The sequence below is a fragment of the uncultured Aggregatibacter sp. genome, assembly GCF_901873365.1.
In the GTDB taxonomy this organism is placed as follows: domain Bacteria; phylum Pseudomonadota; class Gammaproteobacteria; order Enterobacterales; family Pasteurellaceae; genus Aggregatibacter.
The window spans coordinates 1-16222 of the sequence record NZ_CABFLM010000057.1 but is presented as its reverse complement, the minus strand read 5'-3'; the positions used below and the strand labels follow the sequence as shown (position 1 = coordinate 16222).

The following is a 16222-nucleotide window of genomic DNA, read 5'->3' as shown; positions in this document are numbered from 1 at the left end:
AGTAAAAGAGATAAAAAATGCACATGAAACCTGCAACAGCCAAAATCAGTTCTGTTGCGTTAAAACACAATATTCAAACCATTAAACAAAAAGCCCCAAACAGTAAAATTATTGCGGTAGTAAAAGCCAATGCCTACGGACACGGCGTCGTGTTTGTGTCTTCTGCCGTCGAAAGTCTGGTGGATTGCTTTGGCGTGGCGCGTTTAGAAGAAGCACTAAAATTACGCTCCAACGGCATTACCAAACCGATTTTGCTGTTAGAAGGGTTTTTCTCTTCCAAAGACCTACCGATTTTAGCCGTTAATAACATTCAAACCGTCGTACATAGCCAAGAACAGCTTGAAGCCCTTGAACAAGCCAAAACGCCTAATCCGGTGAAAGTATGGTTGAAAATTGATACGGGAATGCACCGATTGGGCGTGCATTTGGATGAAGTGGATAGCTTCTATCAAAAACTCAAATCTCTCCCCTGCGTTGATCCAAACATTGGCTTTGTGAGCCATTTTAGCCGTGCTGATGAGTTAGAGTGCGGTTATACAGAAAAACAATTAAGTCGCTTTTTACAGGCAACGGAGGGCAAAGCCGGTGAGCGGAGTATTTCCGCTTCCGGCGGTATTTTATTCTGGCAGGAGGCGCATTTAGACTGGATTCGTCCGGGTATTATTATGTACGGCATTTCTCCGAATAATACCGCGGGTAAAGAATACGGTTTAACGCCGGTGATGAATTTAACCTCCTCTTTAATCGCCGTGCGCGAACATAAAAAAGGCGAACCGGTGGGATACGGCGGTGTTTGGACAAGTGAAAAAGATACGAAAATCGGCGTGGTAGCTATCGGATATGGTGATGGTTATCCACGTGATGTGCCACAGGGTACGCCAGTTTATCTGAATGGTCGCCGTGTGCCGATTGTGGGTAAAGTGTCTATGGATATGCTGACCGTGGATCTTGGCGCAGACAGTCAAGACAAGGTCGGCGATGAAGTGATCTTGTGGGGCAAAGAATTACCGATTGAAGAAATCGCAGAAATTACGGGCGTTATCAGTTATGAATTAATTACCAAATTAACCCCGCGTGTATTAACCGAATACATTGATTAAATTTAAAGGAGTACTTATGCAAAATATCAATCCAACCCAAACGAACGCATGGAAAGCGTTAACCCAACATCATGCGCAACGTAAGAATACAACGATTCAAGATTTATTTGCGCAAGAAAAAGATCGTTTCGCCAACTATTCTTTAACCTTTAACAACGAGATTTTGGTCGATTTTTCCAAAAATAACCTGACCCAAGAAACCCTTGGTTTATTGCGTCAACTTACCGAAGAATGTGGTTTAAGCGAAGCGAAAGAGGCGATGTTCAACGGCGAAAAAATCAACCGTACGGAAAATCGTGCCGTATTACATACCGCACTTCGTAACCGTTCTAATACGCCGGTTTTGGTGGATGGCAAAGATGTGATGCCGGAAGTGAATGCGGTGCTCGCTAAAATGAAATCGTTCTGTGAACGCGTGATTTCCGGTGAATGGAAAGGTTATACCGGTAAAGCCATTACCGATGTGATCAATATCGGTATCGGCGGTTCCGATCTTGGCCCTTACATGGTGACCGAAGCGTTGCGTCCGTATAAAAATCATTTAACCATGCATTTTGTTTCTAACGTGGACGGGACACACATCGCGGAAACGTTGAAAAAAGTGAATCCGGAAACCACCTTAATTTTAGTGGCCTCCAAAACGTTCACTACCCAAGAAACCATGACGAATGCGCTATCTGCTCGTGATTGGTTCCTTGCCGCAGCAAAAGATCCTGCCCATGTGGCAAAACACTTTGCCGCGCTTTCGACCAATGCAAAAGCGGTCGCAGAATTCGGCATTGATACCAACAATATGTTTGAATTCTGGGATTGGGTAGGCGGTCGTTATTCTTTATGGTCTGCTATTGGTTTGTCTATTGCGCTTTCTATCGGCTTTGAAAACTTTGAAGCGTTATTAAGCGGTGCCCATGAAATGGATAAACATTTCCGCAGTGCGCCGTTAGCACAAAATATTCCGACAACACTTGCTTTAGTGGGCTTGTGGAACACCAACTTCCTCGGTGCGCAAACGGAAGCAATTTTACCGTACGACCAATATTTACACCGTTTTGCCGCCTACTTCCAACAAGGCAATATGGAATCCAACGGTAAATATGTTGGCCGTGATGGCAAGGTGATCGATGGTTATCAAACCGGTCCAATTATTTGGGGCGAACCGGGCACGAACGGTCAGCACGCGTTCTATCAATTGATTCACCAAGGCACGACATTAATTCCTTGTGATTTCATTGCTCCGGCGCAAAGCCACAATCCGTTGTCTGATCATCACAACAAATTGCTTTCCAACTTCTTTGCGCAAACTGAAGCGTTGGCATTCGGTAAAACCAAAGAACAAGTAGAAGCCGAATTCTTGAATGCAGGTAAAACGTTAGCAGAGGTGAAAGACATCGTGCCATTTAAAGTGTTCACCGGTAACAAACCGACCAACTCCATTTTGTTACAAAAAATCACACCGTTTAGTTTAGGGGCGTTGATTGCCATGTATGAACACAAAATTTTCGTACAAGGCGTATTGTTCAATATTTACAGCTTTGACCAATGGGGCGTGGAATTAGGTAAACAGCTTGCTAACCGAATCTTGCCGGAATTGGTGAACAACGAGAAAGTGGAAAGCCACGACAGTTCAACCAACGGCTTGATTAATCAATTCAAAGCGTGGCGTTAAGTTCTCCATTTAGAGCCTTTCATGGGAATAATGGCAGGCACTAGGTGTGGAATAACAAAAAAGTGCGATGAAATTTCACCGCACTTTGTTGTTATAGCTAGCCAAAACACGAATGATCAACTTCGATGTGTATCACGATTTCGTGCGTAGCGAGCATCTTGTTACACGAATGATAAATCTCAATGCGTCATTCACGATGTCGTGCGTAGCGTGCAACTTGTTGCACGAATGATTAACCTCAATGTGTAATTCACGATTTCGTGCGTAGCGTGCAACTTGTTGCACGAATGATTAACCTCAATGCGTCATTCACGATTTTGTGCGTAGCGTGCAACTTGTTGCACGAATGATAAACCTCGATGTGTAATTCACGATTTTGTGCGTAGCGTATATCTTGATCCACGAATGATAAATCTTAATGCGTAATTCACAATTTTGTGCGTAGCGTACAACTTGTTGCACGAATGATAAACCTCAATGCGTAATTCACGATTTCGTGCGTAGCGTGCAACTTGTTGCACGAGATCGTGAATGCCCGAAAGGGGTAAATAACGTTCCGTGCGTGGTTGGGTCGTGCAACAAGTTGCACGCTACGATTCTGTATGTGGAATGGCAAAAAAAATGCGGTAAAATTTCACCGCACTTTGTTGTTTTTAATGAAAATAACCAATTAAAATGGTGGCTACCAATGCGGCAAGGGCTAAGAAGAAAAAGTGCGGTCGGTTTTGAGATTGTTTTTTGCTGAAGAATTTTGCTGAAAAAATAATGTAGCCGCAAAGCAATACAACTTTAGCCATAATCCAGCTTTCTAAGCCGAAGTTGAATTGAAATAACATGATAATACCGCTGAGAATTAAGAGCGTATCTGTTAAGTGCGGTAGAATTTTCAAGAGTTTAACGGCACGCCAATTTCGCTGCGTGAGTTGCATTCCGCCTCGCACAATCAATAATCCCAAGCTTAAAAAAGCACAAATAATGTGCAAATAAACTAAATAAATATCCATTTATCCCCCAATATTTAAGGCGGCAATAAAATACTGCTGCCTTAAAATGCTCTTATGTTGTTATTCTTCGGTATTTTCTACCGCGCTTTCTTGTTCGGCTTCTTCATCATCGACATCGCAGATACGCTCTAAGCTCACAACGTGCTCATTTTCGCTTGTGCGGATTAAGCGAACACCTTGCGTGTTACGTCCGACGATGCTGACCTCACTGACTCGGGTACGAACCAAGGTACCGGCATCGGTGATTAGCATGATTTGGTCCGTATCAACCACTTGGGTTGCCGCAACGACTTTGCCATTACGTTCACTGACCTTAATGGAAATCACCCCTTTGGTATTACGGGATTTGGTCGGATATTCTTCTAACTTCGTCCGTTTACCGTAGCCGTTCTGTGTTGCGGTGAGAATTTCGCCGTCATTTTTCGGAATGACTAAAGAAACGACTTTATCGATGTTGAGATCTAAGGTTTCTTCTGCGTTGTCGTCAGAAACATCTTCAATTTCAACCGCACTTTCATCGTCATTCAGATCATTGGTTAAGGCGAGTTTGATACCGCGTACCCCTGTTGCCAAACGCCCCATTGCACGGACAGCGGATTCGCTGAAACGTACTACGCGACCTTGGGAAGAGAACAACATGATTTCATTGTTGCCGTCGGTAATATCTACGCCAATCAATTCATCTTCATCGCGTAAGTTCAACGCAATGATACCGCTGGAACGCGGACGGCTGAATTCGGTTAATGAGATTTTCTTCACAATACCGCCGGCGGTTGCCATGACGACGAATTTATCTTCCTCGTAAGCGGTCACCGGTAAAATGGCGGTAATACGCTCATTTTCATTGAGTGGTAAAATATTGACGATTGGTCGTCCGCGCGAGCCACGGCTGGCTTGCGGAAGTTGGTATACTTTCAACCAATATAAGCGTCCACGGCTGGAGAAACAGAGAATGGTGTCATGAGTATTGGCCACCAAGAGTTTCTCAATGAAATCTTCTTCTTTCATTTTCGTTGCCGATTTACCTTTGCCACCTCGACGTTGTGCTTCGTAATCGCTAATGGGTTGATATTTCACATAGCCTTCGTGAGAAAGCGTCACCACCACATCTTCTTGGGCGATTAAATCTTCTAAATTAATGTCACCGGAAGCGGCGGTAATTTCTGTTCTGCGCGGATCGTTAAATTGTTCGCGGATTTGTTCCAATTCTTCACGAATCACTTCCATTAAGCGTTCTGGACTGCGTAGGATATAGAGCAATTCGCCGATGGCTTCCAATAATTTTTTGTATTCGTCTAGAATTTCGTCATGACCTAAGTTGGTCAATTTTTGTAAACGTAAATCTAAAATGGCTTGGGCTTGGACTTCGGTCAAATAATATAAACCGTCACGGATACCGTATTGTTCGTCTAAATCTTCCGGGCGAGCAGCATCGACACCGGTTGCTGCCAACATTTCTGCCACATGACCAAGTTGCCATGGACGGGCAAGCAATTCACGTTTGGCGCTTTCCGGATTTGGTGCTTGACGAATTAGCTCAATAATTGGGTCTACATTGGCTAACGCAATGGCAAGACCTTCCAAAATATGGGTGCGTTCACGTGCTTTGCGTAATTCAAAGATAGTACGGCGGGTCACCACTTCGCGGCGATGTAACACGAATGCTTCAATGAGTTGTTTTAAATTCAAGAGTTTCGGCTGACCGTGGTCTAATGCCACGATATTAATCCCGAAAGTGACCTGCATTTGCGTGAGGGCATACAAGTTGTTTAATACCACTTCACCCACGGCATCGCGCTTGATTTCAATGACGATACGCATACCGTCTTTATCTGATTCATCACGTAAACCGCTAATGCCTTCAATTTTTTTCTCTTTGACGAATTCCGCAATTTTTTCGATTAATTTGGCTTTATTAACTTGATACGGAATTTCGTTAACGATGATGGTTTCACGGCCTTTTTCATCGGTTTCAATTTCCGCACGGGCACGGACATAAATTTTACCACGACCGGTCTTATAGGCTTCTTCAATGCCTTTACGACCGTTAATGAGTGCCGCAGTGGGGAAATCCGGACCGGGAATATGACTCATTAATTCATCAATGGTGATGTCGTTATTTTCGATATAAGCCAAACAACCGTCTAATACTTCGCCTAGATTGTGTGGTGGAATATTGGTCGCCATCCCCACAGCAATCCCGGAGGAGCCGTTGACCAATAAGGCTGGGACTTTGGTTGGTAACACTTCAGGAATTTGTTCTGAACCATCATAGTTTGGTACGAAATTAACGGTTTCTTTATCGAGATCTGCCAATAATTCGTGGGCGATTTTGGTCATACGGGCTTCCGTATAACGCATCGCTGCCGGCGCATCGCCATCTACAGAGCCGAAGTTACCTTGACCGTCCACTAACATATAACGCAAGGAGAAAGGTTGCGCCATACGCACCAAGGTATCATATACCGCGCTATCGCCGTGTGGGTGGTATTTACCGATAACGTCACCCACGATACGGGCAGATTTACGGTAAGGTTTATTGTAGGCATTGCCCCCTTCGTGCATAGCAAATAACACGCGGCGGTGTACCGGTTTTAAGCCGTCACGTACATCAGGCAAGGCACGTCCTACAATAACGGACATGGCGTAATCGAGGTATGAAGATTTCAGCTCTTCTTCAATACTGACCGGCGTAATATCTTGGACGAAATCAGACATTTAGAACTTCCTAATCATTAAATTTAATAGTGAAAAAATTGGCGTGATTATAGCATGGAAAGGGTTTTCTTCTAAGTTAAATCTTGTGACGAAGACAGAAAAGCGCCGCTAATTTTATTTTCGTGGCGCTTTGTATGGGAATTATTGAGGGGAATTCTGTGCAATGGTTAAAAATTCCTCAAAAAACGTTGGGAATGTTTTTGCCGTGCAGTCCGGATCCAAAATGGTGATGGGCGTGTCGGATAACGCCACCAAGGCGAAACACATTGCCATGCGGTGATCGTTATAGGTTTCGATTTCTGCGGCCTTAAAATCCGTTAATTTTAAGGGGTGAATACGAATAAAATCTTCGCCTTCCTCGACGTTAGCGCCCACTTTGCGTAGTTCGGTTGCCATGGCGGTTAAGCGATCCGTTTCTTTTACCCGCCAGTTATAAATATTACGAATCACGGTTTCCCCTTCTGCAAACAACGCAGTTGTGGCAATAGTCATTGCGGCATCGGGAATATGGTTCATGTCCATATCCACACCGTGCAACGGCGCTTGTTCCGCTTCAATGAAATCCTCGCCCCACGTGATTTTTGCCCCCATTTTTTCTAACACATCGGCAAATAAACGATCGCCTTGAATGCTGTTTTTACCGATGCCCGTGACTTTCACTTTGCCCTTAATGGCACCTGCCGCCAAGAAATAGGACGCAGAGGAGGCATCGCCTTCCACCAAAAAGGTGCCGGGTGATTGGTAAGATTGTTTGCCTTTCACGAGAAAGCGTTGATAGTTTTGGTTTTCAACTTCCACACCGAAGATTTTCATCATGTTAAGAGTGATGTCGATGTAGGGTTTGGAAACTAAATCGCCGACAATTTCAATTTCACTGTCGCCTTCGGCAAGGGGGGAAGCCATTAAAAGTGCGGTCAAAAATTGTGATGAAATAGAACCGTCGATTTTAATTGTGCCACCACGCAAACCGGTGTTACGAATGACAATTGGCGGATAGCCCTCGTTTTCTAAATAACGAATGTCTGCTCCTGCCTGTAACAGCGCGTCGACTAAGTGCTGAATCGGGCGCTCTTTCATGCGCGGCTCGCCGGTTAAAATCACTTCATTTTGTGCGGAAGCCCCTTCGTGCGCCAAACAAAGTGCTGCTGCTAACGGACGCATGGCGGTGCCGGCATTGCCTAAAAATAATGCCAAACCGTCATGCCATTGAAAGGCACCGCCTAAGCCTTGCACTTCGCAGACGGATTTATCGTCAGACAGCGAATATTGCACACCGAGGTGTTTTAAGGCGTTGAGCATATGGCGGATGTCGTCGCTGTCCAGCAAATTAGTGACGTTGGTTGTCCCATGTGCTAACGCAGCCAATAATAGGGCACGATTGGACAGACTTTTTGAGCCTGGCAGGTTGATCGTGCCTTCCACATGATGGATCGGGTTAAGGGTAATAGAAGTAGCGTGTTGCATAAGTTGTCCGTTATAAGCCTAAAATGTCGCTAAGTGCGGTTAAAAAACGCTGATTTTCTTCCGGCAAGCCGATGCTGATGCGCAAATGGTTTGGCAAACCATAACCGGCAAGTGGACGTACGATGACGCCTTTACGTAACAGTGCTTGATAAATCGGTGCGGCAGGTTGCTGCAAATCCAACATCACGAAGTTGCCCTTGGAGGGCACATAACGCAAGCCTTTTTCATCAAAGAAGTTTTGCAATAATTGCAAGCCGATTCGGTTATTTTCTGCCACTTTGGCGACAAATTCATCGTCTTGAATGGCAGCGGTGGCTGCGGCAAGGGCAAGACTGTTGCAGTTAAACGGCTGACGTACGCGATTTAACAAGCCCGCAATTTCTGTCGAGGAAACGGCATAACCGATGCGTAAACCGGCTAATCCATAGGCTTTGGAAAGGGTGCGGCACACGATCAGGTTCGGATATTTTGCCAACAAGCCGAAAGAATCCACGCGTTCGCTCGGCTCGGTGAATTCCACATAGGCTTCGTCCAGCGCCACGATCACTTGCGGTGGCACTTGGGCTAAAAAGTCGGCAATTTCCATCGCACTTAAAAAACTGCCCGTTGGGTTGTTTGGGTTAGCAATGTAAATTAATTTTGTTTTTGGCGTGATGGCGTTTAGAAAAGCCGCCAAATCGTTGCCGTAATTTTTTGCCGGAATTTCTACCCGTTTGGCATTTAAGGCTTGGCTAATCAACGGATAAACAATGAAGCCGTATTGGGAATAAATCACTTCGTCTTGCTCGGAGGCAAAAGTGTGTGCAATGAGTTCGATTAAATCGTTAGAACCGTTACCAAGCGTGATTTGTTCAGGCTGTAAGCCGAATTTTTTGGCTACCGCTTGTTTGAAATAAAATCCGTTGGAATCAGGGTAAAGATGAAGATTGTCTAATTGTGCCTGAATCGCTTTTTTGGCGCTAGGCGGTAAGCCGAATGGATTTTCGTTGGAAGCGAGTTTGATGATATTTTTAATGCCTAATTCGCGTTCCAGTTCTTCAATAGGCTTGCCGGCTTGGTAAGGTGAAAGTGCTTTTACGCCCACATTGGCACGATCAAGATATTGCATAAGATGCTCCGAGTAAGAATAAAGGAAAGAAAAGTGCGGTGGATTTTTGTGATGAATGTCGACCGCACTTTTAAGAGGGCTATGCGTTTTCTTTGGCAAATTTTTGCATGAATTGAATCAATGCTTGTACGCCTTCAATCGGCATGGCGTTATAAATGGATGCGCGCATACCGCCTAACACTTTGTGGCCTTTTAATGCTTGTAATCCTGCTGCGGTGGCTTCCGCAACGAATTTTGCGTTCAGTTCGTCATTACCGGTCGTGAAGGTGACATTCATTAAAGAGCGGTTGGCTTTTGCCACGTTATTTTGGTAGAAATCGCTACCGTCTAAATAATCGTACAACAATTTGGCTTTTGCCTGATTACGTTGTTCGATTTCCGGTAAACCACCGATAGACAATAAATGTTTGAACACTAAGGCACATAAATACCACGCGAACGTTGGTGGCGTATTGATCATGGAATCGCTGTTTTTCTGCGTTTCATAGTTCCAAATGGACGGTGTGGCTTTGCGTGCTTTGCCAATTAAATCATCGCGCACGATAACAATGGTGATCCCTGCCGGGCCAAGGTTTTTCTGCGCGCCGGCGTAAATTAAGCCAAATTTGCTGATGTCTATTTTGCGGGAAAGAATCGTCGAGGAGAAGTCGCCCACTAATACGGCGTTGCCGACGTTCGGCACATCAAAAATTTCCACGCCACTGATGGTTTCGTTCGGGCAGTAGTGAACGTAATCGTATTGTTCGGCAATATCGCTGAAATCAAGTGATTTGACTTTGAGTTCATCGCCCGCTTCTAAAATGTTGATTTCATCAATTTCACCGAAAGAACGGGCTTCTTTCGCTGCGGTAGCAGACCAGTGACCACTGGTTAAATACAACGCTTTGCCGTTTTCGCGTAATAAATTCATTGGAATGGCAGCGAATTGACCGCGTGCGCCACCTTGTAGAAATAACACTTGGTAGTTTTCAGGAATGTTATAGAGTTTGCGAAAATCCGCTTGGGATTGGGCGATTAATTCCATGAACAATTTGCCGCGGTGGCTCACTTCCATGACCGAGGTGCCTTGGCCTTGCCAATTTAATAATTCTTGTTGTGCTTGTTCTAAAACTGCTTTAGGCATCATTGCCGGACCGGCACTGAAATTAAATACATTTGCCATGGGATTTCCTCTGATTTAGTGAAAAATTGATTTCAGTTTTATCACCTCGCCGTTTTCTAATCAATGATTTTTACGGAAATTTTTTGAATTTATCGAAAGGGAAAATAATCCCCTTTTAAAACAGGGAATTTTTTGACGAAATTTACAAAAAAGGCTACATTATCGCCAATTCATTTTTACTATAAAGGGAGCAAATCAATGGAAAACGTCAATAAGTCTTTTCAGGATGTTTTGGAGTATGTGCGTATGTATCGCTTAAAAAATAAACTATTGCGCGATATGGACGATAACAATCGTAAAATTCGCGATAACCAAAAACGGGTGTTGCTATTAGATAATTTAAATCAATATATCCGTGATGATATGCGAATTGAAGATGTTCGCGCCATTATCGAAAATATGCGTGACGACTACGAAAACCGGGTGGATGACTATGTTATCCGTAATGCAGAATTGTCTAAACAACGTCGTGAAATTAGCAGTAAAATGAAAATACAAGCCAAATCTGCGTGTGAATCGGCTAAAAAAGCATAGCCGTTAAGACTTAGTTCAAGAAGTTCAAGAAAATGGTGACTTAGTTCACCATTTATTTTTTATTGGAATCATGTATGTCCTTTTTTTCTTATTTTTATTTCGAAAGTCAGATGTATTTTCAGGGATACCTGAAATATGTTGTCATCTTCATTGCGCTTTGCGCATTATTATTTGTCACTGTCTTATATTTACGTCATCAGTTAGAAACAAAATACCGCGATTTAAGCATCATTTTTTTACTTTTGATCATTTTCTTGTTTGGCGTGCAATATAGTCAATACGAGCAAAATCAAGTATATGCGAATGATACGTCACGCATGGTAACATTTTTAACTTCCGTGAAAGAATCACAACAGGTGGAGGCAGAAGAGATTCGGGTCAATAGCCGGAGCTTAAGTAATGGGATGATTTTGAATATTCAAGATAAATATTATGAGGTGCATTTCAATAATGATTTTACCGCCTACAATTTATTACCGATCCATTTGGTGAAACCAAATATTAACGTTATCGACAAGGAGGGGAATTAATGGAAGGTTATACCTTGTTAGGCATTAAGTTAGTCATGGGCATTATTGGTTTAGTGCTGCAAATCAACTTGATGGGAAAAGGCAATTTGGCGCCGACGTCCGCCATGGATCAAGTGCAAAATTATGTGTTAGGCGGTATTATCGGTGGTGTGATTTATAGTGATAGCATCGGCGTATTGCAATTTTCGTTAGTCTTGGTACTTTGGACGTTGCTTATTTTCACCTTGCGGTTTATTAAGAATCATAACCAATTTGTGAAGTCGATCATCGACGGTAAACCGGTTTGGGTGATTTTAAACGGCAAAGTGCAAACCGCAGAATGTATGCGCAATGGCATTTCCGCCAATGATCTAATGTTTAAGTTAAGAGCGGCCGGTGTGTACGAAATTGCCTCGGTAAAACGTGCTGTATTGGAGCAAAATGGTCAACTTTCCATTATTCAATATGGCGATGAAAATTTGCGTTATCCGCTTATTGTGGATGGGCAATTAGACTCCGATGTTTTAGACATCATCAACAAAGATGAAGACTGGGTGAAAGCGCAGTTGGAAGAACAGAAACTGGAACTGAATAAAGTCTATATCGGTGAGTACCTAAACGGTAAGTTAATTACGCATTTGTATGAAAAGGTATAACAAAAACGCATTTTAAAGAGACCGCACTTTATGCGTGAATGCTAAAGTGTGGTCTCTTTTTTTAATTTATGGATTTAGGCAGACATCACAGAAATTGCTTTAATTTACGCATAAACCAATTGCCCCAGTGCGTAGCGTGTAATTTGTTGCACGAATGATTAACCCGATGCGTAATTCACAATTTCGTACGTAGCGTGCAACTTGTTGCACGAATGATTAACCCGATACGCAATTCACGATTTCGTACGTAGCGTGCAACTTGTTGCACGAATTATTAGCCTTGATGCGCAATTCACGATTTCGTACGTAGCGTGCAACTTGTTGCACGAATGATTAACCCGATGCGCAATTCACGATTTCGTACGTAGCGTGCAACTTGTTGCACGAATGATTAACCCGATGCGCAATTCACGATTTCGTACGTAGCGTGCATCTTGATGCACGACTAAACCACGCACGGAACGTTATTTACTCTTTTCGGGTATTCACAATTTCGTGCAACAAGTTGCACGCTACGATTTGCGGTCTTTTTTTATTTATGGATTTAGGCCGACATCACGGAAATCGCTTTAATTTGTGCATAAAGCAGCTGTCCCACTTGTAACGCTAAATCATGGAAAGACCATTTACTGATACTTGCCCAAAGATGTTTTCCGCCAATATCCAATTTTAAATCTACTCGATTTTCCAGCTCTAAAATCTTAATAACCCGTCCATACAAAATATTGCGAATACTCGATTGTTCTACTTTATTCAAACTGATCGACACATCGGAACTATGAATGCAAATTCGGACTTTTTCATTGATCTGCGCCTCAACTTGATTAATCCAAATATTCTGATCGCCAATCGAAAGTGCGGTCATTTTATAAGATGGATTATGCATAAAAACAGGCAAAGAAAGCACCGCACTTTGTTCGTTTTCTTGCTTCCAAGGAAGAAACAACGGACTATCCCAAATACTTTCCAACACATCATAAGCTTCAACTTTGCCGTTAGTCAGCAATACAACCCGCTCGGCTAAACGCAACAATTCATCAAGACTGTGAGTCACATATAAAATCGGAATGTTAATTTCTTTCGATAGCCGTTCCAGATAATTCATCAGCTCACGTTTGCGCGGTAAATCCAAGGCAGAAAGGGGTTCATCCATTAATAAAATTTCCGGATCCGTCAATAATGCCCGCCCGATGGCAACCCGTTGTTTTTCACCACCGGATAAGGTTATCGGATAGCGTTTTAACAAATGACCAATACCTAGCAACTCAACAATATAGTTAAATTCATCTTTACTGGTATTTTTCATGCCATAACGCAAATTGCCATTCACCGTATAGTGAGGAAATAAACGGGCATCCTGAAAAACATAGCCAATATTGCGCTGATTGATCGGTACACAAACATTTTGTGCCGAATTGAACAATTCACGATCATTTAATGAAATCACGCCTTCATCCGGATTAATCAATCCGCTGACAAGATTAATGAGGGAAGACTTCCCCGAACCGGATAAACCAAAAAGTGCGGTGACGCCTTGCGATGGAATATCTAAATGCGCTTCTAGGGGTAAAGTACCTAACTGTTTTTTTACATCAATGTGCAGCATCGCTTTGTCCTAATCTTTTTTGCATACGTTTTGCCAACCATTCCGATAACAATAAAGAAATCAGCGATAAAATCACAGCAAAGACACATAATCTGGCCGCTTGTTCTTCCGCGCCCGGTGTTTGAATAAAGGAATACATGGCCAAGGGAATGGTTTGGGTTTCGCCGGCAATATTGGACACAAAGGTGATGGTGGCGCCGAATTCCCCTAAAGAGCGGGCAAAACCGAGTACAATTCCCGCGAGAATGCCCGGTAAAGATAACGGTAACGTGATGGTTAAAAACACCCGCCACGCAGAAGCCCCCAATGTTCTGGCGGCCTGTTCCAATTTTAAATCGATACTTTCAAGGGAAAGGCGAATGGCACGCACAACCAAAGGAAATGCTACTACGGCAGAAGCTAACACTGCCCCTTTCCAGCTAAATCCAAAGGTCAATCCGAACCATTGATACAAATACTTGCCGATAAAGCCATTGCGTCCCATGGCAACCAATAAAAGATAACCAATGACAACCGGCGGCAACACCAAAGGCAAGTGAATAATCCCGCCCACAATGGATTTGCCATAAAAATCTTTCCGCGCCAAAAGCCATGCCACCCAAACGGCAACAGGCAGACTCCATAGCATAGCACTGACGGAGACTTCCAAACTCAGGCGAATGGCATCGATTTCTAATGGGCTCAAGCCTAATAACACCAGAAACTCTGTAAGCAAAATTCAATTCCCTATATAAACAAAGCGTAGCACAATGGCTACGCTTAATGAGTCAAAGTCAGTTTACTTATTTTACAGAGAAACCGTAATCAGCAAATACTTTTTTCGCTTCGGGCGATTCTAAGTATTTCAAGAATGCTTGCGTTTCCGCATTGTTATGATCTTTTAAGATCGCAACCGGATAATCCGCCGGTTTGTAAGAATCTTGTGGGAAGACGCCAATCGCTTTCACTTCTTTGCTCACTTTCGCATCGGTCGCATACACAATACCTAAAGGTGCTTCACCACGTTCAACTAAGGCTAATGCCGCACGCACGTCTTTGGCACGAGCTAATTTGTCTTTGACTTGATCCCATAAGTTTAGTTTGGTTAACGCTTCTTCCGCATATTGACCGGCAGGTACGTGTGCCGGGTCACCTACAGACAAATAAGCATCTTTTAATTGGTTGATCCATTCGCCTTTCGCAATATCAACGTTTTGTAATTTGCTGTCTTTTTGTGAGATTAAAACCAGTTCATTACCCACTAATAATTTTTCGGTTGCTTTAACGGTTAACCCTTTTTCTGAAAGATATTTCATCCATTTTGTGCTGGCTGAAATAAATAAATCCGCTGGCGCACCTTCTTCAATTTGTTTTGCTAAGGTTGAAGAGGAAGCAAAAGAAAATAACACTTCTTCTTTTGGATTCACTTTTTTGTAGTCTTCTGCCACTTGCTTTAATGAATCGGTCATTGAAGCAGCAGCAAACACAGTCACTTTCGCCTGTGCAGAAAGAGAGAATGTTAAACAAATCGCCGCTAAACCGGCAGCGATTTTTGAATATTTAAACATAGTAAAAACTCCGTTTTGGTTGGTTAATAAGTTATATATAGCGCAAATTATACAACGAAAATAGAGAAATAAAAGGCGTATAACCCATTATTTAAAAAACAAAATATGAACTAACCTTTCGGAGGTAGGGTTAAACATTCTTATTCTTTTAGAAATATAGTATGATGTGCCGCATATAGTCGTCAGCGCAATTTTGAGGAACACAATGAACGGAACAGAAATTTTACTCACCATCAAACTGAAAGAGACCCTTTTCGCCGATCCTAAACGCATCCGTTTATTACAAGAAATTGAAAAATGCGGTTCCATCAATCAAGCGGCTAAAAATGCCAATGTCAGTTATAAAAGCGCTTGGGATCATCTTGAGGCAATGAACCAAATTAGCCCGAAACCGTTGTTAGAACGTAATATCGGTGGGCGAAACGGTGGCGGAACGGCATTAACCGTTTATGCACAACGTTTATTAAAACTCTATGATTTATTAGAACAAACCCAAGAAAAAGCCTTTGATATTCTACATGATGAAAAAGTACCGTTAAACAGTTTGCTCTCTGCTATGGCGCGTTTTTCCTTACAAACCAGTGCCAGAAACCAATTTTTCGGCAAAGTACAAGCATTAAGATTTGAAGATGTTCACTGTTTTGTTGACATTCTTTTAGAAGATTTTGACAAACCGCTGACTGTCTCTATCACTGAAAAAAGTGCGGTGCGTTTAAAACTTGAATCTGACAAAGAAGTCATGGTGATGTTTAAAGCGCCATGGGTCAAAATTGCCGCCAATCCGCAAGAGAATTTGCCAAATCAATTTAAAGCGACAGTCACATCCATTATTGATAAAGGTGAAGCCAGTGAAGCGATTTTAGTGTTAGAAGACTCAAACATCGAGTTCTGTGCAACGCTCACAAAAGATCAACATGTGGAAATCAATCAGTCCGTCTGGGCTTCTGTTGATCCGGAACAAGTGATTATTGCGACGCTTTATTAATCTCTAAAGACAAAAAGTGCGGTGATTTTGATCTGCACCCCAAAAGTTGGACTCACTAACCAACAATTGAGGTGCAGATTTTTTATGGGTAAACACTACACAACAGAATTTAAATTACAAATTCTCCGACCTATCTTGAATAGAGAAATGAGTATCAGAGAAG

General features: G+C 42.8%; 14 protein-coding genes. 6 read left to right on the top strand and 8 right to left on the bottom strand.

All coding sequences use genetic code 11. From position 1 onward, the window contains the following. Positions 1 to 17 precede the first annotated feature (17 nt). Together alr and pgi are read left to right on the top strand one after the other, a co-directional pair. Positions 18 to 1100, top strand: a complete 1083-nt coding sequence (gene alr, locus QZ106_RS04300) for an alanine racemase (RefSeq protein WP_295974711.1) — start codon at positions 18 to 20, stop codon at positions 1098 to 1100. Between the two features lie 16 nt (positions 1101 to 1116). Then, positions 1117 to 2766 (top strand): glucose-6-phosphate isomerase, encoded by a 1650-nt coding sequence (pgi, locus tag QZ106_RS04295; protein ID WP_295974708.1) that lies wholly within the window; start codon positions 1117 to 1119, stop codon positions 2764 to 2766. 653 nt (positions 2767 to 3419) lie between these two features. Here pgi and QZ106_RS04290 read toward each other — a convergent pair. From QZ106_RS04290 to serC, 5 genes are all read right to left on the bottom strand, one after another. After that, positions 3420 to 3770 (bottom strand): SirB2 family protein, encoded by a 351-nt coding sequence (locus QZ106_RS04290; RefSeq protein WP_295974706.1) that lies wholly within the window; start codon positions 3768 to 3770, stop codon positions 3420 to 3422. A gap of 60 nt (positions 3771 to 3830) precedes the next feature. Then, entirely contained in the window at positions 3831 to 6488 is a 2658-nt protein-coding gene (gyrA, locus tag QZ106_RS04285) for a DNA topoisomerase (ATP-hydrolyzing) subunit A (protein ID WP_295974702.1), read from the bottom strand. 141 nt (positions 6489 to 6629) lie between these two features. Further along, on the bottom strand, positions 6630 to 7952 hold the full coding sequence (aroA, locus tag QZ106_RS04280) for a 3-phosphoshikimate 1-carboxyvinyltransferase (RefSeq protein WP_295974698.1): 1323 nt from the start codon (positions 7950 to 7952) through the stop codon (positions 6630 to 6632). 10 nt (positions 7953 to 7962) lie between these two features. Beyond that, positions 7963 to 9060, bottom strand: a complete 1098-nt coding sequence (hisC, locus tag QZ106_RS04275) for a histidinol-phosphate transaminase (protein WP_295974691.1) — start codon at positions 9058 to 9060, stop codon at positions 7963 to 7965. A gap of 79 nt (positions 9061 to 9139) precedes the next feature. Beyond that, on the bottom strand, positions 9140 to 10222 hold the full coding sequence (serC, locus tag QZ106_RS04270; protein ID WP_295974689.1) for a 3-phosphoserine/phosphohydroxythreonine transaminase: 1083 nt from the start codon (positions 10220 to 10222) through the stop codon (positions 9140 to 9142). Between the two features lie 198 nt (positions 10223 to 10420). Here serC and QZ106_RS04265 point away from each other — a divergent pair, with 198 nt between their 5' ends. From QZ106_RS04265 to QZ106_RS04255, 3 genes are all read left to right on the top strand, one after another. Continuing rightward, the gene (locus QZ106_RS04265; RefSeq protein ID WP_295974688.1) at positions 10421 to 10756 is read left to right on the top strand and encodes a DUF496 family protein; all 336 of its coding nucleotides are present in this window, start codon (positions 10421 to 10423) and stop codon (positions 10754 to 10756) included. 74 nt (positions 10757 to 10830) lie between these two features. Then, positions 10831 to 11286 (top strand): DUF3290 domain-containing protein, encoded by a 456-nt coding sequence (locus tag QZ106_RS04260; protein WP_295974686.1) that lies wholly within the window; start codon positions 10831 to 10833, stop codon positions 11284 to 11286. Further along, the gene (locus QZ106_RS04255; RefSeq protein ID WP_295974681.1) at positions 11286 to 11921 is read left to right on the top strand and encodes a DUF421 domain-containing protein; all 636 of its coding nucleotides are present in this window, start codon (positions 11286 to 11288) and stop codon (positions 11919 to 11921) included. Before QZ106_RS04260 ends, QZ106_RS04255 begins: the two co-directional genes overlap by 1 nt. Before the next feature lie 544 nt (positions 11922 to 12465). On the opposite strand, the gene modC is transcribed toward QZ106_RS04255, so the two are convergent. From modC to modA, 3 genes are all read right to left on the bottom strand, one after another. After that, positions 12466 to 13527, bottom strand: coding sequence for a molybdenum ABC transporter ATP-binding protein ModC (gene modC / locus QZ106_RS04250; RefSeq protein ID WP_295974678.1), 1062 nt, complete (start codon positions 13525 to 13527; stop codon positions 12466 to 12468). Beyond that, complete coding sequence (gene modB / locus QZ106_RS04245) at positions 13514 to 14242, bottom strand: molybdate ABC transporter permease subunit (protein ID WP_295974675.1); 729 nt, start codon at positions 14240 to 14242, stop codon at positions 13514 to 13516. Before modB ends, modC begins: the two co-directional genes overlap by 14 nt. 67 nt (positions 14243 to 14309) lie before the next feature. After that, complete coding sequence (gene modA, locus QZ106_RS04240; RefSeq protein WP_295974672.1) at positions 14310 to 15074, bottom strand: molybdate ABC transporter substrate-binding protein; 765 nt, start codon at positions 15072 to 15074, stop codon at positions 14310 to 14312. 205 nt (positions 15075 to 15279) lie between these two features. On the opposite strand from modA, the gene QZ106_RS04235 reads away from it, so the two are divergent. Beyond that, positions 15280 to 16059: a TOBE domain-containing protein gene (locus QZ106_RS04235; protein ID WP_295974668.1), complete on the top strand. Its 780-nt coding sequence runs from the start codon at positions 15280 to 15282 to the stop codon at positions 16057 to 16059. Positions 16060 to 16222 lie beyond the last annotated feature (163 nt).